20 protein-coding genes and 1 tRNA gene are annotated in these 21,757 nt (G+C 69.3%); 11 read left to right on the forward strand and 10 right to left on the reverse strand.

All coding sequences use genetic code 11. The annotated features are described in order from the left end of the window. Positions 1-154 precede the first annotated feature (154 nt). Complete coding sequence (locus ACFWHU_RS13975) at positions 155-1,477, forward strand: hypothetical protein (RefSeq protein WP_387225024.1); 1,323 nt, start codon at positions 155-157, stop codon at positions 1,475-1,477. 20 nt (positions 1,478-1,497) lie between these two features. Here the strand turns inward: ACFWHU_RS13975 and ACFWHU_RS13980 are convergent, their stop codons facing one another. Both ACFWHU_RS13980 and ACFWHU_RS13985 read right to left on the reverse strand, forming a co-directional pair. Beyond that, a complete protein-coding gene (locus tag ACFWHU_RS13980) occupies positions 1,498-3,033 on the reverse strand; it encodes a serine/threonine-protein kinase (RefSeq protein WP_387225025.1) in 1,536 nt (511 codons plus the stop codon). Positions 3,034-3,121: 88 nt separating this feature from the next. Then, entirely contained in the window at positions 3,122-3,670 is a 549-nt protein-coding gene (locus tag ACFWHU_RS13985) for a DNA-binding protein (RefSeq protein ID WP_078076203.1), read from the reverse strand. A gap of 180 nt (positions 3,671-3,850) precedes the next feature. Here ACFWHU_RS13985 and ACFWHU_RS13990 point away from each other — a divergent pair. After that, positions 3,851-3,923, forward strand: a tRNA-Ala gene (locus ACFWHU_RS13990). Positions 3,924-3,982: 59 nt separating this feature from the next. Here ACFWHU_RS13990 and ACFWHU_RS13995 read toward each other — a convergent pair. Beyond that, complete coding sequence (locus tag ACFWHU_RS13995; protein WP_387225026.1) at positions 3,983-4,801, reverse strand: hypothetical protein; 819 nt, start codon at positions 4,799-4,801, stop codon at positions 3,983-3,985. Between the two features lie 88 nt (positions 4,802-4,889). Continuing rightward, complete coding sequence (locus tag ACFWHU_RS14000; protein WP_385792005.1) at positions 4,890-5,516, reverse strand: TetR/AcrR family transcriptional regulator; 627 nt, start codon at positions 5,514-5,516, stop codon at positions 4,890-4,892. Positions 5,517-5,607: 91 nt separating this feature from the next. Between ACFWHU_RS14000 and ACFWHU_RS14005 the strand changes: the two genes are divergently transcribed. Then, the gene (locus ACFWHU_RS14005; protein ID WP_387225027.1) at positions 5,608-6,498 is read left to right on the forward strand and encodes an NAD(P)-dependent oxidoreductase; all 891 of its coding nucleotides are present in this window, start codon (positions 5,608-5,610) and stop codon (positions 6,496-6,498) included. Positions 6,499-6,663: 165 nt separating this feature from the next. Then, positions 6,664-7,062 (forward strand): DUF6344 domain-containing protein, encoded by a 399-nt coding sequence (locus ACFWHU_RS14010; protein ID WP_385792007.1) that lies wholly within the window; start codon positions 6,664-6,666, stop codon positions 7,060-7,062. A gap of 279 nt (positions 7,063-7,341) precedes the next feature. Here ACFWHU_RS14010 and ACFWHU_RS14015 read toward each other — a convergent pair whose 3' ends face one another. Further along, a complete protein-coding gene (locus ACFWHU_RS14015) occupies positions 7,342-8,025 on the reverse strand; it encodes a DUF5324 family protein (RefSeq protein ID WP_385792008.1) in 684 nt (227 codons plus the stop codon). A gap of 407 nt (positions 8,026-8,432) precedes the next feature. On the opposite strand from ACFWHU_RS14015, the gene ACFWHU_RS14020 reads away from it, so the two are divergent. Both ACFWHU_RS14020 and ACFWHU_RS14025 read left to right on the forward strand, forming a co-directional pair. After that, positions 8,433-8,960 carry a peptidylprolyl isomerase gene (locus ACFWHU_RS14020; RefSeq protein WP_385792009.1) on the forward strand — a complete coding sequence of 176 codons (528 nt, stop codon included), beginning with the start codon at positions 8,433-8,435 and terminating at the stop codon, positions 8,958-8,960. A gap of 136 nt (positions 8,961-9,096) precedes the next feature. Continuing rightward, the gene (locus ACFWHU_RS14025; RefSeq protein WP_385792010.1) at positions 9,097-9,990 is read left to right on the forward strand and encodes a rhomboid family intramembrane serine protease; all 894 of its coding nucleotides are present in this window, start codon (positions 9,097-9,099) and stop codon (positions 9,988-9,990) included. A 275-nt stretch (positions 9,991-10,265) separates the two neighbouring features. On the opposite strand, the gene crgA is transcribed toward ACFWHU_RS14025, so the two are convergent. After that, positions 10,266-10,523 carry a cell division protein CrgA gene (gene crgA / locus ACFWHU_RS14030; protein WP_385792011.1) on the reverse strand — a complete coding sequence of 86 codons (258 nt, stop codon included), beginning with the start codon at positions 10,521-10,523 and terminating at the stop codon, positions 10,266-10,268. A 142-nt stretch (positions 10,524-10,665) separates the two neighbouring features. Between crgA and ACFWHU_RS14035 the strand changes: the two genes are divergently transcribed. From ACFWHU_RS14035 to ACFWHU_RS14055, 5 genes are all read left to right on the forward strand, one after another. After that, positions 10,666-11,433 carry a DUF881 domain-containing protein gene (locus tag ACFWHU_RS14035; protein ID WP_387225028.1) on the forward strand — a complete coding sequence of 256 codons (768 nt, stop codon included), beginning with the start codon at positions 10,666-10,668 and terminating at the stop codon, positions 11,431-11,433. A 192-nt stretch (positions 11,434-11,625) separates the two neighbouring features. Next, the gene (locus ACFWHU_RS14040) at positions 11,626-11,799 is read left to right on the forward strand and encodes a hypothetical protein (protein ID WP_385792013.1); all 174 of its coding nucleotides are present in this window, start codon (positions 11,626-11,628) and stop codon (positions 11,797-11,799) included. After that, a complete protein-coding gene (locus ACFWHU_RS14045; protein WP_078076193.1) occupies positions 11,796-12,437 on the forward strand; it encodes an aminodeoxychorismate/anthranilate synthase component II in 642 nt (213 codons plus the stop codon). Before ACFWHU_RS14040 ends, ACFWHU_RS14045 begins: the two co-directional genes overlap by 4 nt. Then, complete coding sequence (locus ACFWHU_RS14050) at positions 12,434-13,879, forward strand: class E sortase (RefSeq protein ID WP_387225029.1); 1,446 nt, start codon at positions 12,434-12,436, stop codon at positions 13,877-13,879. Before ACFWHU_RS14045 ends, ACFWHU_RS14050 begins: the two co-directional genes overlap by 4 nt. A gap of 124 nt (positions 13,880-14,003) precedes the next feature. Next, positions 14,004-14,813: a class E sortase gene (locus tag ACFWHU_RS14055; protein WP_387225030.1), complete on the forward strand. Its 810-nt coding sequence runs from the start codon at positions 14,004-14,006 to the stop codon at positions 14,811-14,813. A 106-nt stretch (positions 14,814-14,919) separates the two neighbouring features. Here ACFWHU_RS14055 and pknB read toward each other — a convergent pair whose 3' ends face one another. From pknB to ACFWHU_RS14075, 4 genes are all read right to left on the reverse strand, one after another. Continuing rightward, positions 14,920-16,926: a Stk1 family PASTA domain-containing Ser/Thr kinase gene (gene pknB / locus ACFWHU_RS14060; RefSeq protein WP_387225031.1), complete on the reverse strand. Its 2,007-nt coding sequence runs from the start codon at positions 16,924-16,926 to the stop codon at positions 14,920-14,922. A gap of 284 nt (positions 16,927-17,210) precedes the next feature. Then, positions 17,211-18,671: a peptidoglycan D,D-transpeptidase FtsI family protein gene (locus ACFWHU_RS14065; RefSeq protein WP_385792017.1), complete on the reverse strand. Its 1,461-nt coding sequence runs from the start codon at positions 18,669-18,671 to the stop codon at positions 17,211-17,213. After that, positions 18,668-20,077, reverse strand: a complete 1,410-nt coding sequence (locus ACFWHU_RS14070) for an FtsW/RodA/SpoVE family cell cycle protein (RefSeq protein ID WP_385792018.1) — start codon at positions 20,075-20,077, stop codon at positions 18,668-18,670. The genes ACFWHU_RS14065 and ACFWHU_RS14070 overlap by 4 nt, the downstream gene beginning before the upstream one ends. 25 nt (positions 20,078-20,102) lie before the next feature. Next, positions 20,103-21,632 carry a Stp1/IreP family PP2C-type Ser/Thr phosphatase gene (locus tag ACFWHU_RS14075; RefSeq protein WP_385792019.1) on the reverse strand — a complete coding sequence of 510 codons (1,530 nt, stop codon included), beginning with the start codon at positions 21,630-21,632 and terminating at the stop codon, positions 20,103-20,105. Between the last annotated feature and the right edge of the window lie 125 nt (positions 21,633-21,757).

Consider the following 21,757-nt stretch of genomic DNA (forward strand, 5'->3'; position numbering starts at 1 on the left):
GATTTGGTTGCTTTTGTGAAATTTCGGGACCGGTGGCGGGTGGTGGCGGCGTTACGGATCGGCAGCCCGCGCAGACAGGGGCCGGACCGGCGGGGCAGGATGGGCGGGCTGTTGGTGGTGGGCGGCGGGGCCGCCGGACGACAAGGGGAAGCTCGTGAAGTGGCTGCGCAGCAGGGGCCGGGTCGCGCTGGTCGCGGCGGCGGCGATGTGCGCGGTGGTGGCGCAGCCGGGGGCGTCGGGGGGCCAGGTCCTGCCCGGCCTGTCCGGCACGGCCGCGGCGGCCGAGGGGCCGACCCCGTACGAGTTCGACAAGGACGCCGGGCCCGGCGCGGGCGGGACGAGTACCGGCGACGCGGGACAGCTCGACGGGGGCTTCACGTACCGCGATTCGATCGAACCGGGCAAGAAGCTCTTCTACCAGCTGGACCTGGACGACGCGGAGAACGCGTATGTATCGGCTACCGCCGTGCCCGGGCTGGAGTCGCGGGTGGACTACGGCGACAAGATCACGGTCACGATGCAGGACGGCGACGGCAAGGACTGCGACTCGGAGCAGGCCCGGGTGCTGCCGACGGGTGACTATCCGCAGCCGCTGACCGCGTATGTGTCCCGGACTCTCAACGGCAAGGAGTACGGGCCCTGTCGGAAGGCCGGCACGTACTACGTGATCGTGGAGAGGGAGTCGAAGCCGATGTCCTCGCCGGATGCGTGGGACTTGGAACTGCGGTTCCTGTCCGAGCCCCGGCTGAAGGCCGGTGGCTCCACCGAGGCTCCCGAGGAGTGGCCGAGTGCCTCCCCCGGGCCGCCGTCCGCCGACTCCGAGCCGCGGGCGGGGGGCGCCGGTTTCAGTGCCGCCAGGAGCCTGGGCGACGGTGAGTGGACGGCGGAGATCCATCCCGGTGAATCGCTCTTCTACCGTGTGCCCGTCGACTGGGGGCAGCAGCTGTTCGCCGCTGCGGAACTGGGGAGTTCGGACGGGAAAGGCATCGTCACCGGAGCGATGTCCCTCGCCGTGTACAACCCGGCGAGAGGGCTCGTCGACAGCACCGACACGATGTCGTACAACGGCGAGCCGAAGTGGATGTCGACGGATCCGGCGCCGCCGGTGCACTACGGGAACCGCTTCAGTTCCACCCCCGACAAGAAGGCGATGCGCTTCGCGGGCTGGTACTACCTGCGGGTGAGCCTCAACCCGGAGGTGGGCGGGAAGTTCGGGCAGGAGCCGTACGACCTGACGGTGCGTGTGAACGTCGAGGGCAAGGCGGTGGACGGGCCGGAGTACGACGGGCCGGCCGAGGAGTTCAACGTGTCGGACGAGAATCGGGACCAGGCCGACGACGGGGAGAACCCGGGTGACGACAAGGACAGCGGCACGATGACGCTGGTCGCGGCGGGCGGGATCGGCATGGGGACGGTGCTGGTGCTGGGGCTGGGGGGATGGACGCTGCTCGCGCGGCGGCGCGACGCGGGGCGGTAGGTGAGAAGCGGGGCGGGCCGTCAGATCTGCGCGAGGGCCCAGAACCCCACACCGAAACAGACCAGCGCGAGCAGCAGGACCGGGATCGTCACCTTGGGTGGCGGTCCCGGTCGTCGTTTGTGCGAGGCGGGGACGGGCGCCGCGGCGTGGGCTCCGGGGGCGGGAGTGAGGGGGGCGTACGGCGCCGGTGGGTACTGGGTGGGAACCCCGGGCTGCTGAGCGGTGTATCTACGAGTGTGCGGCAGGTCGTGCGGCACCGAAGTGGTGGGCGCCTGCGACAGATCGGGCGCGGCGGGGGAAGGGGGCGTGAGCGGATGCGCGGGCGCGGAGTGGGAAGCGGCGGGCGGGGACGGCTGCAACGGGTGTGGCCCGGAAAGGGGTTGGTAGGGCTGTGGCTGCTGCTGCGGTGGCTGTTGCCGGTCCGGCTGGGGCGGCGGGGGGAGATGGAAGCTGCCGGTCTCCGACATGGAGGTCTGCCGGGCGGACCGCGGTTGTCCACCGGTCACCCCATCCGTCGGGCCGTCTGTCGGGCCGTCTGTCGGGCCGCCCGGAAGGCCGCCCGTCAGCCCGCCTGTCGCTCCCCCGGTGACTCCGCCCGTGACGCCCGTGACTTCACCGGTGTGCCGGTTTCCGTACGACGGTGTCTGACGGGCGTGCCGGCCCGAGTCCGGGGACGCGACGGGCCCTTCGGGGCCGAACGGGTGCGGCAGCGGCCCGAGTTGGTCGAAGACCTCGACGGGCTCGTCGTCCTCCGTCTCCTCGGGCAGCATCTCGGCAGCCGTCGTGAGCGCCTTGCGGGCTCCCGTCGCCGTACGGAAGCGGGCGTCCGGATCCGGCTGGAGCAGTCCGGCGAGGACCTGCCACAGCGGCTCGGGAATCCCCTGCGGCGCTCCGGGGGTGCCGTGTGCGGTGAAATACTCCACCAGGGCCTTGGAGTCGGGTTTCTGTCCCTGCAGCAGATAGAGCGCGACCAGGCCGACGGCGAAGAGGTCGGCGGGGAAGTCCGGCTCCGCGCCCATCATCTGCTCCGGCGCGAAGTAACCGGGCGTGCCCACCACGTAGTTGGTCTCCGTCAGACGCGGCTCGCCCTTGCGCATCGAGATACCGAAGTCCGACAGCTTCAGATGCGGCCGGCCCGTCCCCGTGGCGTCCAGCAGTATGTTGGCGGGTTTGATGTCGCGGTGTACGACTCCTTCCGCGTGCACGGCCGCGAGGCCGGAGAGCAGCTGGTCGAGCAGGGTGCAGACGAAGCGCGGCGGCAGCGGGCCGTAGTCGCCGATCACATGGGCCAGTGATCCGCCGCTCACCAGATCCATGGTGAACAGGACCTTGTCGTCGTCGGCGGCCCAGCTGGCCGGTGCGAGCACATGGGGGTGATCGATCCGCAGGGCCTGCTCGCGGACGAAACGCAGCAGGGTGTGCGCGTCGCTCTGCTGGAGCACCTTGGCCGCCACGTACCGGCGGCGCCGGTGGTCCCAGGCACGCCAGACGGCGCCCACACCGCCACGTCCGATCGGGTCGACCAACTCGTACCGACCAGCGAAGACCTCACCCATTGCGCCGCGCTCGCTCCCAGTCGTCCTGTCCGGCGGACCGTCGCCCTCGGCCGCGGTCTGTGTCGTGCCTGCCGCGCCCAGCTCCGGCCTAGTTCTGATGCGCCTCGTAGTGCGCGACCGCCTCGGCGGTGCGCCCGGCTCCGTACACCCGGAGGAACTCTGCCAGCTCGGGGTGGCTCGGTGCGAGGGAGTCCGCCGCGTCGATGATGTCACCGGCGGCGGCGACCGACCGCAGCAGTGACTGGATCTCGCGGACGACCCGCCGCACGGTCGGCGCGCCCGTGCTGTTCGTCGTCTGGCTGGTGCCGGTGAGGACGGAGCCGCCCTGCGACTTCTTGACCTCGTCCATCCTGGCGGTGGCCTCGGCGGCGCTGACACTGCCGTCCGCGACCTGCCCCGCCAGATCCTGGAGCGCCTGAACACGCTGGACCACGGCGGGATTTCCGATCTTGGCGCGCTGGCCGCTCATCAACTGGGAGAGCATCGGGGCCGACAGACCGAGCACCGCGGCGAGCCTGGCCTGATTCAGCCCCAGGTCGTCGATCAGTCGGCGGAAGAGAGCTCCCAGCGGCTCTCCGTACCAGCTGCGCTGAAGTTCCCTGGCTCTTGCTGTCGATTCCTGCTGTGCGGCGTCCATTCGCGTCTCCCCATCGCTTCCCCAGGCGGCAGCTTCGCTGCTGCGAACCTCTGGGGCATCCTACGGAGCGGGGTCGCGCACCGGGAGTCCCAATCCTTTTGCGAGATCACGGGGGACACCCGGTACTCTGGTCCCCGGCGGTCACCGAGATGGACTGCGGCGCCGTCGTACACCCCTTCCGGGGCCTTAGCTCAGTTGGTAGAGCGCTGTCTTTGCATGGCAGATGTCAGGGGTTCGACTCCCCTAGGCTCCACACCTAAAAATGCCCTCCGACCTGCGGAAACGCCGGTCGGAGGGCATTTTTGCTTGCGCTCAGCCCGCGGGGATACGCGCCAGTGGTACCCAGTCGTGGGACTCGCGCCGGAGCAGGTCCGCGCAGTGTGTGCGCAGCTTTCGGGGCCAGCGGTCCCGCCATGCGCGCCAGAGCGACACGTGCAGAACCACCAGGATGAAACCGGCCAGCGCGGCGGTGCCGGCCGCCAGGGCGAGCAGCGCGACGATCCTTTCGAATCCCCGGGGCCCCGCATCGGGGGCGCCGAAGGCGTTCGACGCCATCAGCAGACAGGTGTTGAGCGTGATCCACGCCGTCGCGATCAGCGCCGAGGCCCACGGCGCGCGCTCGGCGTTGTTGTCGAGCCGCGTACGGCGAAGGGGCAGATGGCCGGACAGCCGCTCCCGGTGGGCCGTGCAGGCCGTCTTGAAGGCGGGGTGCTCGGCGAGGGCCTTCACCGTCACCGGGCGTCCGGCGGACCAGGCGTCGCGGGTGAACCGCCATGCCGCCAGGGTCAGGGGATGCTCCGGAGGCACCGCGGCCCCCGGTTCCGTCGCGTCGGGTGGCGGTACGAGCCCCTCCCGTTCGTCGGCGTGCGCCGGCCCCGCCGCGGGCAGCGCCCGGAGGGCCAGTTCCGCCGCGACACGTTCCCGGTGCCAGGTCGCGGTCTGCGTCCGGCGGTATCCGACCCCGGTCAGCCAGGTCGCGTGGTAGACGTCCAGCTCCCCCGAGGCGATCAGACGTTCCGTCACACGCAGCCCGGAGCGGTGGCTCCACAGGGCCAGGACGCCGATGCCCGCGTTCAGAAGCACCAGGAGCCCGCTCGTGCTCAGCACGAGCCACACCACGCCATCGTTCATGGGGACAAGGATCGGATCTCGCCCGCGTCCTGACCAGGGGCCCACGGGCAGGATCGGTGGGCCGTCCCACCAATGGCCTGACGTGACCTCAGGAATCTTCCGTTGCCGGGGTGTAGAGGTTGATGAGCTGGGCGAGGTGACGGCCGGCGGTCAGTAGCGGGCGCTCGCTGCGGGACACCTGGGCCGCCAGTTCGGCGCCTTCCAGGGTGCTGATCACCGTGTGGGCCAGATCGTGGGCGTCGTCCTCGGCGACTCCTGCGCGGCGAAGTCGGGCATACACCAGATCGCGCCAGTTCGCGAACGCGGCAGCCGCGGCCTCCTGGATGTCGGGCGCGCGGCCCGCCGTACCCAGGGCGGTGGAGGTGACCGGGCAGCCCTCGACCCAGTCGGACTCGCGCAGCCCCTCCGCGAGGCGGTGCGCGCAGTCGATCACGGCCTGGGCGGGGTCGGCCGCGCCGTCGAGGGTGAGGCGCAGCTCGTCGGCGAACTCACGGTCCCCGTGCCCGATCGCGGCGACGGCCAGCTGCTGCTTGCCGCCGGGAAAGAAGTGGTAGACCGAGCCGAGTGTGGCTCCGGCCTCGGTGGAGATCTGTTTGATCCCCGTGCCGTCGTAGCCCTGGCGCTGCATCAGCAGCGAGGCGGCACGGACGATTCTCTCGCGCGTGCCGACCGGGCGCTCCGCGTTCGCGGTGAGGTCCTGCTCCGCCGTCTTCACAGCGGCAGTCTACTGGATAGAACGCTCGCTCTAGAGGCGTGCTACGTTTCTCATTGGATAGAGCGTTCGTTCTAATGAGATGGAGTGCGCGATGAGTACGGATACGGGTGCACCGGCGTTGACGGTGATCGGCCTCGGCCCCATGGGCCGGGCGATGGCGGGCGCGTACCTCGACAAGGGCTACGCGGTGACGTTGTGGAACCGCAGCGCGGGCAAGGCGGACGAGCTGGTGACCAGGGGCGCGACCCTCGCCGCCTCGGTCGACGAGGCCCTTGGCGCCGGCGGGCCGGTCGTGCTGAGCCTGACCGACTACGACGCGATGTACACCATCCTCGAACCGGCCGTGGCGAGCCTGCCGGGACGGGTGATCGTCAATCTGACCTCGGACACCCCGGAGCGGGCGCGGGCGGCGGCGGAGTGGTTCGCCGGCCACGGCGCCCGGCATCTGACCGGTGGGGTGAACACACCGCCCTCCGGTATCGGCACGTCGGAGGTGTTCACCTTCTACAGCGGTCCCCGGGAACTGTTCGACGAGCTGGCGCCGACGCTGGAGGTGCTGACCGGCACGGACTACCGGGGTGAGGACCAGGGGCTGGCGGCGCTGTACTACCAGATCGGGATGGATCTGTTCTGGACGACGATGCTCAGCTGGGTCCACGCCCTCGCGATCGCGGACGCCAACGGCATCTCAGCCGCGGAGTTCCTGCCGTACGCGTCACAGAGCACGGGCGGGATGTCGCAGTTCTTCGAGTTCTACTCGCCCAGGATCGACGCGGGTGAGTTCCCCGGCGACGTGGACAGGCTCGCCATGGGAGTGGCCAGTATCGAGCACGTCCTGCACACCACCGAGGCGGCCGGGGTCGACACGGCACTGCCGAAGGCGGTCCTGGAGCTGTTCCGGCGGGGAGTGGCGGACGGTCACGCCGACGACAGCTTCACCAGCCTTTTCGAGGTGATGAGGGGCAGCCGGACGGCCGCCTGAGGCGGCATGACCAACGATTGACGGCACCCGTTGCACCGTACGGGTGGTGTTCATCAGAAGAACTGCGCAGTGGCGGCGTTGGTCCCTCGATTCCCAAGATGCGTACACATCATGAGGAAGGTATGTAGATCGCTCAACCCGAGCGCAACCTGAAAGCGAGGGGCCATGGCCGCCTTCAAGGTCAAGAATCTGTGGACCGTCTTCCTGACCGCGTTCTTCGCGGTGCTCGCCACCCTGGGGCTGACCGCCCCCACCGCGGCGGCGGACGCCGCCGTACAGCAGCCCGCCGAGCAGCCCGCGAAGGGTGACCGGTCGCCGGTCACCGCCGAGGCGCGGGGCGGAGGCGAGGAGGCACCCGCTGTGCAACGGGCACGGGCACTGCCGGAGAGCGTGCGGCCGGCGGACACGTCCCGGCCGCCGACCATCGAGCAGCGTATCCGCGCGGAAGCCCACGGCTCGTCACCTTCGGTCCGGCGCCTGCCCGTCGACACCCGTACGGACGCCGACGTGGCGCGCGACAACGAAGCCGCCGCCGCAGACGCGGCGCTCGCGGCGGCGGCGTGAGGAACCGGGATTCCCTCAGGACTCCCGGCGCCCGCACCACGTACGATGCCCGCCTCGCACACGGCGCCCGCACCACGCAAGGCGCCCGTGACACCGCCTCACCCGGCGCGGTCCCAACCGCACGGCACCTGACCGGCGTCACCTGCGGCAACCGAATCATCCGCAGGGCCCGCAGCACCCGCCGTACCGCACCAGCCGGACCGTCGCATCACCCGCGCCGGCCGCGACAGTCGTCGTACGGCGAGACCACCACCAGTCCTACGGATCACCGGTCACCCGTCACGGGCGGTCGTCGCGATCCTTCGCCTGCTCATCCTCTGCCTGCTTCGCCTGTACCTCCGGGTCGAGCGCACCCTGGCTGCCGTCGACGGACGACAGCGACGAGTTGTGCTCGGAGACCTCGGTAGGAGCGGGCGGTTCCACCAGCCAGTCGGGATTGGCCTGCTTGTCCCACCACTTCCACGCGGCGAAAGCGCCACCGGTCAGTACACCGAGGACCACCAGGCCCTTGGCGAGCCGTCCGGCCTTGGCCCGTCGCTCATGCTTCCTCACAAGCTTCTGGACCTCCTTCACCGTGATCTGACCGCGCAGCGCGGCGAGAGCGGCAGCGGAACGTGCCGCTGCTTCCCCGGCGACCGGCTGTGCGACGGATACCGCGTGCTCGACGCGCGGCACCGTGTAGCTGGCGGCCTGACGCGCGGCCTTACGCGTCCGTGCCGCGGCGCGCTGTGCGGCTTCGTCGACCTTTGGGGGCACATGCGGCGCCACGTGGGCGCCGTACTGAACACGAGCCTGCTTCGCGGCCTTCGACACCTTCGGTGCGAGCCGGACGCGGGCCTCTTCGGCGTACAACGCGGCCTGTTCCTTGGCCGTGTCGGCGTAGGGCGCCACCGCTTCCGCGGCGTGCAGCACGCTCTCCCTCGCCGAATCGGTAGCGGCGCGCACGCTGTCCATGCGGGTCACAGGATCCTCCTCCTCGGTGGCGGTCAGGGGCTTGGGGGTTTCCCCCGTGAATTTGGACAAAGATCCGCCTGTCCACCCAGATCGAAATCATGCCTGCCGCACGCCGGACCGGCATGCGGTACGGGCATCCGGGTCAACGAAGACGACTTGGGGCGATGCCTGGGCATTGCGGTGCAAGGGGAGCTTCTCGACGACAATGCCACGGTTCGCCGTGTCGCGCCCCGTTAAGGCCATGACTGCCTCGCCTTTCTCCGCCCTGCTCCTGTCTGCCCCGCGTGTGCCCCGACGACGGCCGCTGATGCCCCGTTACCGGAAGCGGTGAGCGCCCGAGGGGTACGGGACGGACGACGGACCCGGTGTCCGTGCGAGGATCGACAGAGTCAGAGCAGACTCACGGAAGGCAGATCGTGGCCGAGCAGCTTTACGCCACCCTGAAGACCAACCACGGCGATATCGAGATCCGGCTCCTGCCGAACCACGCGCCGAAGACGGTCAAGAACTTTGTGGAGCTCGCCAAGGGCGAGCGTGAATGGACCAACCCGGCGACCGGCAAGAAGTCGAACGACCGTCTGTACGACGGCACCGTCTTCCACCGGGTCATCAGCGGTTTCATGATCCAGGGCGGAGACCCGCTGGGTAACGGCACCGGCGGTCCGGGCTACGAGTTCGAGGACGAGTTCCACCCGGACCTCGCCTTCGACAAGCCGTACCTCCTGGCCATGGCGAACGCGGGACCGGGCACGAACGGTTCGCAGTTCTTCGTGACCCTGGCGCCCACCGCGTGGCTGACCCGCAAGCACACCATCTTCGGTGAGGTCACCGACGAGGCGAGCAAGAAGGTCGTGGACTCCATCGGATCCACCCAGACCAACCAGCGCACCGACCGCCCGGTCGAGGAAGTCAAGATCGAGTCGGTCGTCGTCGAGTCCCGCTGATTCCGCGGACGCGTCACGACCTCTCGGATTCCCGTTCGGGGAACCATCCCGCCCTGCCCGTCCGTAGTGGTTACATACCGGACGGGGAGGGCGGTGCGCTGTGCTCCTCCCGCCGCAACGAGCACCGAGGGGACCGATGGACCAGCAGCCCGGGGGCCCGGACCGGCCCGCAGCCGACGCGACACCCCACTGTTACCGGCACCCGGACCGTGAGACCGGCATCCGCTGCACCCGCTGCGAGCGCCCCATCTGCACGGACTGCATGATCAGCGCCTCCGTCGGATTCCAGTGCCCCAACTGCGTACGGGAGGCGAACGGCTCGGGCATGTCCCCGACCACCACCCGGCCACGCACGATCGCCGGCGGCACCATCGCCGCCGACCCCCGCCTGATCACGAAGATCCTGCTGGGGCTGAATCTCGCGGTCTTCGTCGCCGTCCTCGCCAGTGAGCAGCGCGTCGTCGGCGAGCTGGATCTCATCGGGCACGCCTTCAACACGGACATCGGCGAGGTCGTCGGCGTCGCCGACGGGCAGTGGTATCGCCTGTTCACGTCGATGTTCCTGCACCAGGCCGTGTGGCACATCGCGTTCAACATGCTGGGGCTGTGGTGGCTCGGCGGTCCGCTGGAGGCGGCGCTCGGACGGGTGCGCTTCCTCGCGCTGTATCTGATCTCCGGGCTGGCGGGCAGCGCCCTGACCTATCTGATCGCCGCGCCGAACCAGCCGTCACTCGGTGCGTCGGGCGCCATCTTCGGACTGTTGGGCGCCACGGCCGTACTGATGCGCCGGATGAACTACGACATGAGGCCGGTCTTCGCGCTGCTGGCGCTGAACCTGCTCTTCACGTTCACCTGGTCCGGGATCGCCTGGGAGGCGCATGTCGGCGGTCTGGTCGCGGGCACGGCGATCGCCGTGGGCCTCGTGCACGCGCCGCGTGAGCGCCGGGCGCTGGTCCAGTGGGGCACGTGCGCGGTGGTGCTGCTGGCGACCGTGGCGATCATCGTGATCAGGACCGTTCAGCTCACCTGAGGGCTCTCGAAGTCCCTCGAAGCGCACAGTTGTCCACAGCGTGTGCCGGATCTTGTGCAATCTGTGTGGAACATCAGTGCCCCTTGTCGCTGATCAGGGTTTTCCCAGCAGAGACAAGGGGCGAGACGCTTCATCACATCGGCCGAAGCGGGTGTTCCAGTCACACCGGCGTCAACCTGTCGTGGAGTTATCCACAGATGGTCAGACCTTTTCCCCCGGCTGTGGACAGCACTGTGGATAAGTCTCTGGGCAGAGCTTGACGCCGGCCGCCGCCGCTACTTCCACTGGGTGGAGACGCCGAAGCCGGCGGCGATGAAGCCGAAGCCGACCACGATGTTCCAGTTGCCGAAGGCGTCGATCGGCAGTGAGCCCTCGGTCACATAGAAGACGACGATCCAGGCCAGCCCGATGAGGAACAGGGCGAGCATGACCGGTGCCACCCAGCTCCGGTTGGACAGCTTTATGGTGGTCGACTGCTTCGCCGTGGGGGGCGGCGTGAAATCGGCCTTCTTGCGGATACGTGACTTCGGCACGAGGGACTCTCCTGTCGATGCGCTGCGTGACCGCGCAGGTAACTGAAACGGTGTGCCGGGGGTGAGGAGCAGGGGGAACGCCGGCTCCCCCGGGCGTCCGTTAGCGTAGTGCTTCCGTGGCGCCTAAGGAGATAAGGGTACGTTGAGCAATTCTGCCGACTCCCCCGAAGGGCCGGTCCGCCGAGCGATCTGGCGGCCGGTCCGGCTGCTCACGGCCGGGGTCTTCGCCCTGGCCGGCCTCATCTTCGTCACCAGCTTCAACACGGCGAAGGGCACCAACCTCCGTACGGACGACTCCCTGCTCAAGCTCTCGGACCTGATCCAGGAGCGCAGCGACAAGAACGCCGCGCTGGAGGAGTCGACCGGCGTCGTACGGGAGAACGTCGACAGCCTCGCCAGCCGCGACTCCGGCTCCACGAAGGCCGAGGACGCCGAACTGCGCCGTCTGGAGAACGCGGCCGGTACCAAGAAGGTCTCGGGCCGGGCCCTCACCGTCACCCTCGACGACGCCCCGCCGGACGCCACGGCCAATCCGGGCTACCCGGAGCCGCAGCCCAACGACCTGGTCATTCACCAGCAGGACCTCCAGGCCGTCGTCAACGCGCTGTGGCAGGGCGGCGCGAGCGGCATCCGCGTCATGGACCAGCGGCTGATCTCCACCAGCGCGGTGCGCTGCGTCGGCAACACCCTGATCCTCCAGGGCCGGGTCTACTCACCGCCGTACAAGATCACGGCCGTGGGGGACCAGGGCAAGCTCCAGAAGGCGCTCGCGGATTCGCCCGCGATCCAGAACTACCAGCTGTACGTGCAGGCGTACGGGCTCGGGTGGAAGGTTGACGAGCACGGCGGGACCACGCTCCCCGGCTACACGGGCACCGTGGACCTGCACTACGCGAAGCCGGTGAAATAGCCCGGCCGAAACCGCCCGGCCCGGCCGCCCTCCTTGAGACACGGGCCGCCCTCTTCTAAGAAGAAGAGGGCAACGGCACACCTGGCCCGTGCGCCGCCCACGTGACCCTGTGGCCCCTTAGTCTGGTTCGGTATCGCGCACGCCGGTCCGGCGGCGCGGGTGCGGATCGGGTACGGAACGGAAAGGGACAGCATGTACGGCTGGATCTGGCGGCATCTGCCGGGCAACGTGTGGGTGCGGGCGGTCGCCGCGCTCGTGCTGGCGCTGGCGGTCGTCTTCGTGCTGTTCCAGTACGTCTTCCCGTGGGCGGAGCCGATCCTCCCGTTCGGGGACGCGACGGTGACCGGCGCGGGAGGCACCCCGTGAGCGGTGCCCGTGTCCTCGTCGTGGACAACTACGACAGCTTCGTCTTCAACATCGTCCAGTACCTGTACCAGCTGGGCGCCGAGTGCGAGGTCCTGCGCAACGACGAGGTCTCGACGGCGCACGCCCAGGACGGCTTCGACGGCGTGATGCTCTCCCCCGGTCCCGGCACGCCCGAACAGGCCGGTGTCTGCGTCGACATGGTGCGCCACTGCGCCTCGACCGGCGTCCCCGTCTTCGGGGTGTGCCTCGGCATGCAGTCGATGGCGGTGGCGTACGGCGGTGTGGTGGGCCGCGCCCCCGAATTGCTGCACGGCAAGACCTCGTTGGTCACGCACGAGGGCAAGGGCGTCTTCGCCGGGCTGCCCTCGCCCTTCACCGCGACGCGCTACCACTCGCTCGCCGCCGAGCCCGCCGAACTGCCCGACGAGCTTGAGGTCACCGCGCGCACGGCCGACGGCATCATCATGGGCGTACGCCACCGTGAACTGCCCGTCGAGGGCGTGCAGTTCCACCCCGAGTCCGTCCTGACCGAACACGGTCATCTGATGCTGGCCAACTGGCTCGCGCAGTGCGGTGATCCGGGCGCCGTAGGCCGATCGGCGGGCCTGGCGCCGGTGGTGGGCAAGGCGGTCGCGTGACCGCACTCCGCCCCGAGCACGACGCGGGATACGGCGCCTCGTACGAGCGGGGGGAACCGTACGAGGAGCAGGGCGCGTTCGAGGCGGCGGTGGACGGACTCGCGGATCCGTTGAACGACCCGCTCCCCGGGCAGGGCGCCCCGCCGCCACCCGCGCCCGCCCCTCCCTCTTCGCCTTCTCCGGCGCCCGGCCCCTGGGATGCGGGGGACGGGATATCGGGGCCGCCGCCGGCGGAGCGGGAGTGGTCCGGGTACGGGCCGTATCCCTACGCGGACCGGGCGCCCGCCGAGTACGGGCAGGACTGGGCCTCCCAGGTCCCCCCGGAGTCGGTGCGGATGGCCCCGCACACGCAGGCGCCCGCGCCCGTGCCGGAGCCCAGGTCGGTGCCCGGGCCGACGGCCGTGCCCCCGCCCGCCCCGCGGACCGTTCCCGGTCCGCAGTACGTTCCCGTCCGGGACGACGAGACCGTCGGCCTCCGTACGGAGGACACCCGTCGCCCCCACGTGAGTGCCGCGGGCGCCGGTGGCGCCGAGGAGGCCACGGCCCTGCTGCCGACCGTCTCCGAATCCGGCGCGGAGGGCCCGGTGCGCCCGGCGCCGACGGAACCGGCCGTCGGGGGCCGTGCCGAGCGCCGTAAGGCGGCCAAGGGGGGCCGTGGGCGCGGTCGTAGGCGCCCGGAGGGCTCGGGGAGCCCCGAGAGCGCGCCGGACGCCTCAGCGCCCGCCAGGCCGCTCTCCCGCGTCGAGGCGCGGCGTGCCGCCCGTGCGCTCAAGGACAGTCCGGGGGTGATCCTCAGCCGCGCGGTCGGCGAGATCTTCATCAGCCTCGGTGTGCTGATGCTGCTGTTCGTCACGTACCAGCTCTGGTGGACGAACATCCAGGCCGATCTCTACGCGGGCAAGGAGACGGACAAGATCCAGGAGGGCTGGGCGAAGGGCCGTCAGCCCGGAGCCTTCGAGCCCGGCCAGGGGTTCGCGATCATGCACATCCCCAAGCTGGACGTGGTCGTTCCGATCGCCGAGGGAATCGACAAGGCGAAGGTCCTGGACCGCGGCATGGTCGGCCACTACTCGGAGGGCCGGCTCAAGACGGCGATGCCGTCCGACAAACAGGGCAACTTCGCGGTCGCGGGACACCGCAACACCCACGGTGAACCGTTCCGGTACATCAACCGTCTGAAGCCCGGCGACAAGATCGTCGTGGAGACGCAGGACTCCTACTTCACGTACGACATGGCGAGCATCCTCCCGCAGACCGCGCCGTCGAACGTAGGTGTGATCGGTCCCGTGCCTCCCGGCTCCGGATTCGCGGAGCCCGGGCGATACATCACGTTGACGACCTGTACGCCGGAATTCACCAGTACGTATCGAATGATCGTGTGGGGCAAGATGGTTGAGGAACGGCCACGCGGCAAGGGAAAGCCCGACGCTCTCGTCGGCTGAACGGATCACGACGAAGACCAGGGACCAGGGGACGGGTGCTGTGGCAGCGGGAACAGGGCACGACGACGGGCGTGCGAGCACACCCGGAGAAGACGGAAAAAACGATACATCCGCGACAACCGGGGTGGCCGAGCCCGCGCTTGAGCCTTCGGAGCCGGATCCCGGGCCCGCGCCCGAGCCCTCGGATCCCGAGCCCGCTCCTGCCGCGAAACCGGCCGCGGAACCGGCCGCCACGCCTGCCGCGACACCGGCCCGCGCGCGGCGCGGCCGGGGCGCCGCCGCCGTCAGCGTCTTCGGTGAACTGCTCATCACCGCAGGGCTGGTGCTCGGTCTCTTCGTCGTCTACTCGCTGTGGTGGACGAACGTCCTGGCCGACCGCGAGGCCACGAAGCAGGGCAACGAGGTACGTGACGGCTGGGCCGAAGGCCGGGGCGGCCCCGGCGCCCTCGACGTGAAGAACGGCATCGGCTTCCTGCACGTGCCCGCGATGACCGGCGACGAGATCCTCGTGAAGAAGGGCACGGACCTCAAGTCCCTCAACAACGGCGTCGCCGGCTACTACACCGACCCGGTGAAGTCCGCGCTGCCCGAGGACGAGAAGGGGAACTTCTCGCTGGCCGCGCACCGCGACGGGCACGGCGCGAAGTTCCACAACATCCACAAGCTGAAGAACGGTGACTCGATCGTCTTCGAGACGAAGCGCACCTGGTACGTCTACAAGGTCTTCAAGGACCTCCCGAAGACGTCGAAGTACAACGTGGACGTCCTGCGGCCGGTCCCCAAGGAGTCGGGCAAGAAGAAGCCCGGCCGCTATCTGACCCTCACCACGTGCACCCCCGTCTACACGTCCGACTACCGCTACATCGTGTGGGCCGAACTGGAGCGCACGGAGAAGGTCGACAACGACCGGACGAAGCCGCCGGAGCTGCGCTGAGCCGTCTGGTCCCGCTGAGTCCGTGACACGGAGAAGCCCCGGCATCCTCTTCAGGATGCCGGGGCTTCTGCCGTTCACCTATGACTCTCCTTGGGAGGAGGCGACCTCAGTCCTGGTCGCCCCTCCCGGGACCACCGATGAAGCCCCCGTTGTTCCCGCCTCCGTTGTCGCCGCCGCCCGTGGGGGCGACGAACAGCGTCACGGTGCTGCCCTTGTCGACCTCCTGGCCGGCCTGCGGATTGGTGGCGAGCACCCGGGCGTTCGGGTCGTTCGGCGAGTTCGGCGCCAGTGCGACCACCAGACCCAGACCCTCCAACTGGGCCTTCGCCTCGGCGACCGTCTTGCCGCCGACGTCACCGGGGATCTGGACCTTCTCCGGCTGGGGCGGTCCCTTCGAGACCTGGAGCGTGACCTGACTGCCCTTGGCCGCCTTGGCGTTGCCCTCCGGGGTCTGGCCGACGACGGTGTTCGCCGGCTTCTCGGAGTCGACCTCGGTCCGCGCGACCGTGAAGCCGAGCGTTTCGAGCTGGCTCTTCGCCGCGTCGAAGTTCTGGTCGATGACGGACGGCACCGTCTGCTGCGCCTGCTTGGCGACGGAGAGCGTGACGGTCGCGCCCTTCTCCGCCTCGGAGCCGCCGGCCGGCTTCTGCGAGACGACCGTTCCGGGGTCCTGGTCGCTCTCGACCTGCTTGGTCTCGACCCTGAACTCGGCTTCCTGAAGAGTCTTCGTCGCGTCCTCGACGGTCTCGTCGGCGACGTCGGGCACCTGGACCTTCGGCGCGCCCTCGGAGACGACGACCTGGATTGTGTCGCCCTGGTTCATCTTTCCGCCGGACGCGGGGTTCTGGGAGCAGATGGCGCCCTTGGGCTGGTCGCAGCGGTCCGTCCCGGACTGGGCGACCTCGACCGACGCGTTGCCCGCCAGCACCTTCGCGTCCTTCAGCGTCTCCCCCACGAGCTGCGGCACGGGGATCCGCTCCGAGCCGCCGGAGTCGCCGCCGAAGACCGCCTTGCCGATCAGGACGGCTCCCGCGAGCACCAGGATGCCCGCGAGGACCAGCAGGATCGTCGAGGTGTTGGACTTCTTCTGCCGACGCCGGTCGGGACGGTCGTCGTAATTGCCGTAGCCGCCGTCGTCGGGGTTGACCGGCGGCATCATCGACGTGTGGCCGCCGCCGGGCGGGGTGGTGCGCAGCGCCGTGGTGGGCTGGTCGTCGGAGCCGTAGCCGCCCGCGTAACCGACCGCGCCCATCGCCGCCGTGGCCGCGACGGGCTGGCCGTCGAGGCACGCCTCGATGTCGGCGCGCATCTCGTCCGCGGACTGGTAGCGGTAGTCCGGGTCCTTGACGAGGGCCTTCAGCACGATCGCGTCCATCTCGGGCGTGATCTCGGGGTCGAAGGTGCTCGGCGCCTGCGGCTCCTCCCGTACGTGCTGGTACGCGACGGCCACCGGTGAGTCCCCGATGAACGGCGGGCGCACGGTCAGCAGCTCGTAGAGCAGACAGCCCGTCGAGTACAGGTCGGACCGCGCGTCGACCTGCTCGCCCTTGGCCTGCTCGGGGGAGAGGTACTGCGCGGTGCCGATGACCGCGGAGGTCTGGGTCATCGTCATGCCGGAGTCGCCCATGGCGCGGGCGATGCCGAAGTCCATGACCTTGACCTGGCCGGTGCGCGTCAGCATGACGTTGGCCGGCTTGATGTCGCGGTGGACGATCTGGGCGCGGTGCGAGTACTCCAGCGCCTGGAGGATCCCCACGGTCATCTCCAGCGTGCGCTCGGGCAGCAGTCTGCGCCCGGAGTGCAGCAGTTCACGCAGGGTGGACCCGTCGACGTACTCCATCACGATGTACGGGATGGACACCCCGTCGACGTAGTCCTCGCCCGTGTCGTAGACGGCGACGATCGCGGGGTGGTTGAGCGAGGCGGCCGACTGGGCCTCTCGGCGGAACCGGGCTTGGAAGGACGGGTCGCGGGCGAGGTCGGCCCGCAGCGTCTTCACAGCGACGGTGCGGCCGAGCCGGGTGTCGTGCGCGAGGTACACCTCGGCCATGCCACCACGGCCGAGCACCGAGCCCAGCTCGTACCGGCCGCCGAGGCGACGCGGCTCTTCCATACTGTTCCAGCCCTCTCCGTCTGTCCCGACCGCACCGGTGTGCGGTCCGGCGGTGTGCTGTTCGCGCATACGCTACCGGGCACGCCGCATCCGGTCCGACCGTCCCAGGTAGCTGATACAGGACTGGTACTTGAATGGTCACATATCGGGCGTCAATGCTCGGTGTGCCGATGGTGAGGCAGGTCACCGCGGGCGCCGGTCATCGGTATGAAGGTCCGCCGCCCGGTTCGACAATGGCCCGGCCAGCGTCAACAGCTGTCCGGGCCACCGCGGGAACGTCCTGACTACTTCTTGCTGTCGATCACGGCCTTCATGACGTCCTTGGCGATCGGGGCGGCGAGACCGCCGCCGGAGATGTCGTCACGGGTGGCGTCGCTGTCCTCGACGACGACCGCGACCGCGACCGGCGACCCGTTCTCGCCCTTGGCGTAGGAGATGAACCAGGCGTACGGGTTCTTGCTGTTGTTCTCGCCGTGCTGCGCGGTACCGGTCTTGCCGCCGACGGTCACGTCGGGGATCTTCGCGTTCTTGCCGGTGCCCTCGTTGACGACCGTCTCCATCATCTCCTGGAGCATCTGCGCGTGCTCCTGGCTGAGGGGCTGGCCCATCTCCTCGGACTCGGTCTTCTTTATGACGTCCAGATTCGGCGCTTCGAGCTGGTCGATCATGTACGGCTTCATCAGCTTGCCGTCATTGGCGATTGCGGAGACGACCATCGCCATCTGGAGCGGGGTGGTCCGGGTGTCGAACTGCCCGATGGAGGAGAGCGCGGTCTGCGAATCGTTCAATTCCTCGGGGAAGATCGAGGCGTTGGCACGGACCGGGACGAACTGCTCCTCGTTGAAACCGAACTTCTTCGCGGTCTCCAGCATCTTGTCCGGGCCGACGTTGTAGCCGAGCTTGCCGAAGACGGTGTTGCAGGAGACCCGCAGCGCTTCTCTGAGCGTCGCGTCCTTGCAGGGGATGTTGCCCTCGTTCACCAGATCCGTCGTCGTGCCCGGCATGGTCCACGGGAGCGGGGAGTCGGTCTTCGCGTCGATGTCGTCGACGACACCGTGCTCCAGCGCCGCGGCGGCCGTGACGACCTTGAAGGTGGAGCCGGGCGGATACGTCTCGCGCAGCGCGCGGTTCAGCATCGGCTTGTCGGTGTCCTTGCCGAGCTTGTTCCAGGACTTCTCGTCCTTGGCGCCGTAGCCGGCGAAGGACGAGGGGTCGTACGAGGGGGTGGAGGCCAGCGCGAGAATCTTGCCGGTCCCGGGCTCCAGGGCGACGACGGCGCCCTTCTTCGAGCCCAGTCCCTCGAAGGCGGCCTTCTGCGCGGCGCCGTTGAGGGTCGTGACGACGTTGCCGCCCTTGGCCTCGTCGCCGGTGAACATCGCCATGGTGCGGTCGAAGAAGAGCTGGTCGTCGTTGCCGGTGAGGATGCCGTCCTCGATGTTCTCGATCTGCGAGGCGCCGAAGGCCTGCGAGGCGTATCCGGTGACCGGTGCCCACATCGGGCCGTCGAGGTAGGTCCGCTTGAACGCGAAGTCGGTGTCCTTCGTCTTCGCCGATCCGGTGATGGGCTTGCCGTCGACGACGATGTTGCCGCGCTCGCTGGCGTACCGCTCGATGAGGACGCGGCGGTTGCGCTCGTGGCTGTTGAGCTCGTCCGCTTCGACGTACTGGAGCCAGTTGGTGCGCAGCAGCAGGGCCAGGACGAGCAGTCCGCAGAAGATCGCGATGCGTCGCAGGGGCTTGTTCACGGTCGGACCACCTGGGTCATCTCGGCGTCGGTTGACGGGGCGGGCGCCGGGGCCGGGCGGCGCGCGGTGTCGCTGATCCTGATGAGGATGCCGATCAGCGCCCAGTTGGCGATCACCGATGAACCGCCGGCCGCGACGAACGGCATCGTCATACCGGTCAGCGGGATGAGACCCATGACGCCGCCCGCGACGACGAACACCTGGATGGCGAAGGCGCCGGAGAGGCCGATCGCCAGGAGCTTGCCGAAGGGGTCCCGGGCGGCGAGCGCGGTCCGTACGCCGCGTTCCACGATCAGGCCGTAGATCAGCAGGAAGGCCATCGTGCCCGCGAGCCCGAACTCCTCGCCGACGGTGGAGAGGATGAAGTCGGAGTTGGCCGCGAAGCCGATCAGGTCGGAGTTGCCCTGCCCGAGCCCGGTGCCGAGCGTGCCGCCGGCGCCGAACGACATCAGCGCCTGGCCGACCTGCTCACTCTGGTCCCAGGTGGCCTGGGCGAACGGGTTGAGCCAGAACTCGACGCGCTGCTGGACGTGTGGCTCGAACGTGGCGACACCGACCGCGCCCGCGGCCGACATCACGAGGCCGAAGATGATCCAGCTCGTGCGCTCGGTGGCGACGTACAGCATGATCACGAAGAGGCCGAAGAACAGCAGCGAGGTGCCGAGGTCGGTCTCGAAGACCAGGATCAGGATGGACATGGCCCAGACCATCAGGATCGGGCCGAGGTCACGTCCGCGCGGCAGGTAGATGCCCATCACACGGCGGCTGGCGAGTGCCAGGGCGTCGCGCTTGACCATCAGATAGCCGGAGAAGAAGATCGCGATGATGATCTTCGCGAACTCTCCCGGCTGGACGTTGATGGGGCCGAGGCTGATCCAGATCTTCGCGCCGTTCCTCGCGGGGAAGAACACCGGGAGGATCAGCAGGACCAGTGCCACGGCCATGGAGATGTACGTGTAGCGCTGGAGGATGCGGTGGTCCTTGAGCAGCAGCAGCACGGCCACGAACAGCGCGATGCCGATCGCCGAGTACATCAGCTGCTTGGGCGCGTCCGGTGAGAAACCGCCGTACAGGTTCGTGGCGCGGGCGATCAGCCGTGGCGACTGGTCCAGCCTCCAGATGAGGACGAGACCGAGGCCGTTGAGCAGCGTGGCGAGCGGCAGCAGCAGCGGGTCGGCGTACGGGGCGAACTTGCGCACCACGAGATGGCCGACACCGGCCAGCAGCCCGATGCCCAGGCCGTACCCGATCATGCCGCTCGGCACCTCGTCGTTGACCGCCAGGCCCACGTTCAGGTACGCGAAGATCGGGATGACGACGGCGAAGGCGAGCATCGCCAGCTCGGTGTTGCGGCGGCTCGGTGCTTCGATCGCGCCGATGGTGGTCGTGTTGGTGACAACGCTCATGGTGGTGAAGGCCCCCTACGGCCGGCTACTGCTTACCGCAGTTCGAGGCCAGCTTCTGCTCCTCCTCCGAGAGGCTGGGGCCCGGAGAGGGAGTCGCTGTTTTCAGCGCGTCTGGCTTGGAGATGGTGCTGTCGCTACCGGTCTGCGGCTTCGTCCCGGTCGTACCGCCGGCCTCGCCCTCGCCGGTGATCGCGTTCGCCGCGCGCTCGGACTCACGACGCTGTTCGTCCTTCTTGCACGCGGCCGCCTGCTTGGACAGGTCGTCGATCTTGGTGTGCGCGGAGGCCTTGCTGCCCTCGGCGATCGTGTCCTCGACCTGCTTGCGCTGGTACGGCGGCAGGTACTTGAGTTCGATCTTGGTGAAGTCCTCTTCGACCTTCGACAGCGAGACCCACGCCAGATCCTGGCTGATGCCCCGGTAGAGCGCGACGTGCTCGTCGTTGGTGCCGACGTAGTACTGGGTCTGGGTCCAGCGGTAGCCGCCGTACAGCCCGCCGCCGACGACCGCCAGCGCGAGCACGATGTAGACCGACCGCTTGAACCACCTGCGGCCGGCGGAGCGCGGCTTCACGAAGTCGTCGTCGTTGTACGCCCCGAAGCCGGCGTCCGGCGGCATGCCGCCGTAACCGGCTCCGTCTCCGCTGCCCGGCGGGCCGAAGCCCCCCGGAGGGGGCTGGTGCTGCTGCGGTACGGGACGGCCCAGGCCGGCGGCGCGGCCGGCGGGCGTCTGCATCGACGGGTCGCTCTCGGCGGCGTGCAGTTGCTGGTTCTCCGCGACGGCGCCGACGACGACCGGGGTGTCGTTGAGCTGCCCGGCCAGGGTGTCGTTCGACTCGACGTCCAGGACGTCGGCGACGATGCAGGTGATGTTGTCGGGACCGCCGCCGCGCAGGGCGAGCTGGATGAGGTCCTGGATGGTCTCCTGCGGGCCCTGGTAGCTCGCCAGGGTCTCTTCCATGGTCTGGTGCGAGACGACGCCGGAGAGGCCGTCGGAACAGATCAAGTACCGGTCGCCCGCGCGGACTTCACGGATCGAGAGATCGGGCTCGACATGGTCGCCGCTGCCCAGCGCGCGCATCAGCAGGGAGCGCTGCGGGTGGGTGGTGGCCTCTTCCTCGGTGATGCGCCCCTCGTCCACGAGGCGCTGCACCCAGGTGTGGTCCTGCGTGATCTGGGTGAGCACACCGTCACGCAGCAGGTAGGCGCGGGAGTCGCCGACGTGTACGAGGCCGAGGCGCTGGCCCGTCCACAGGAGGGCGGTGAGCGTGGTGCCCATGCCCTCCAGCTGGGGGTCCTCCTCGACCATCACACGCAGCTGGTCGTTGGCGCGCTGGACCGCCGTACCGAGCGAGGTGAGGATGTCCGATCCCGGCACGTCGTCGTCGAGCTGCACGAGCGTGGAGATCACCTCGGACGAGGCGACCTCGCCGGCGGCCTGGCCGCCCATGCCGTCGGCGATGGCCAGGAGCCGGGGACCGGCATAGCCGGAGTCCTCGTTCCCCTCCCGGATCATGCCTTTGTGCGACCCGGCGGCGAAGCGCAGAGAAAGACTCATGCGCGCCTCTCCTGTCGGTTCGCCAGCCGAATGTGGCGCCAGCCGGTCTCGAGCCACACTGCCCACCCTCCGGTCGGGAGCCTGCGGTCCCACGTCGGGACCGCCGCGGCTCGCTCGCTCCGCTC

It is taken from the genome of Streptomyces sp. NPDC060366 (genome assembly GCF_042725135.1).
Taxonomy (GTDB): Bacteria; Actinomycetota; Actinomycetes; order Streptomycetales; family Streptomycetaceae; genus Streptomyces.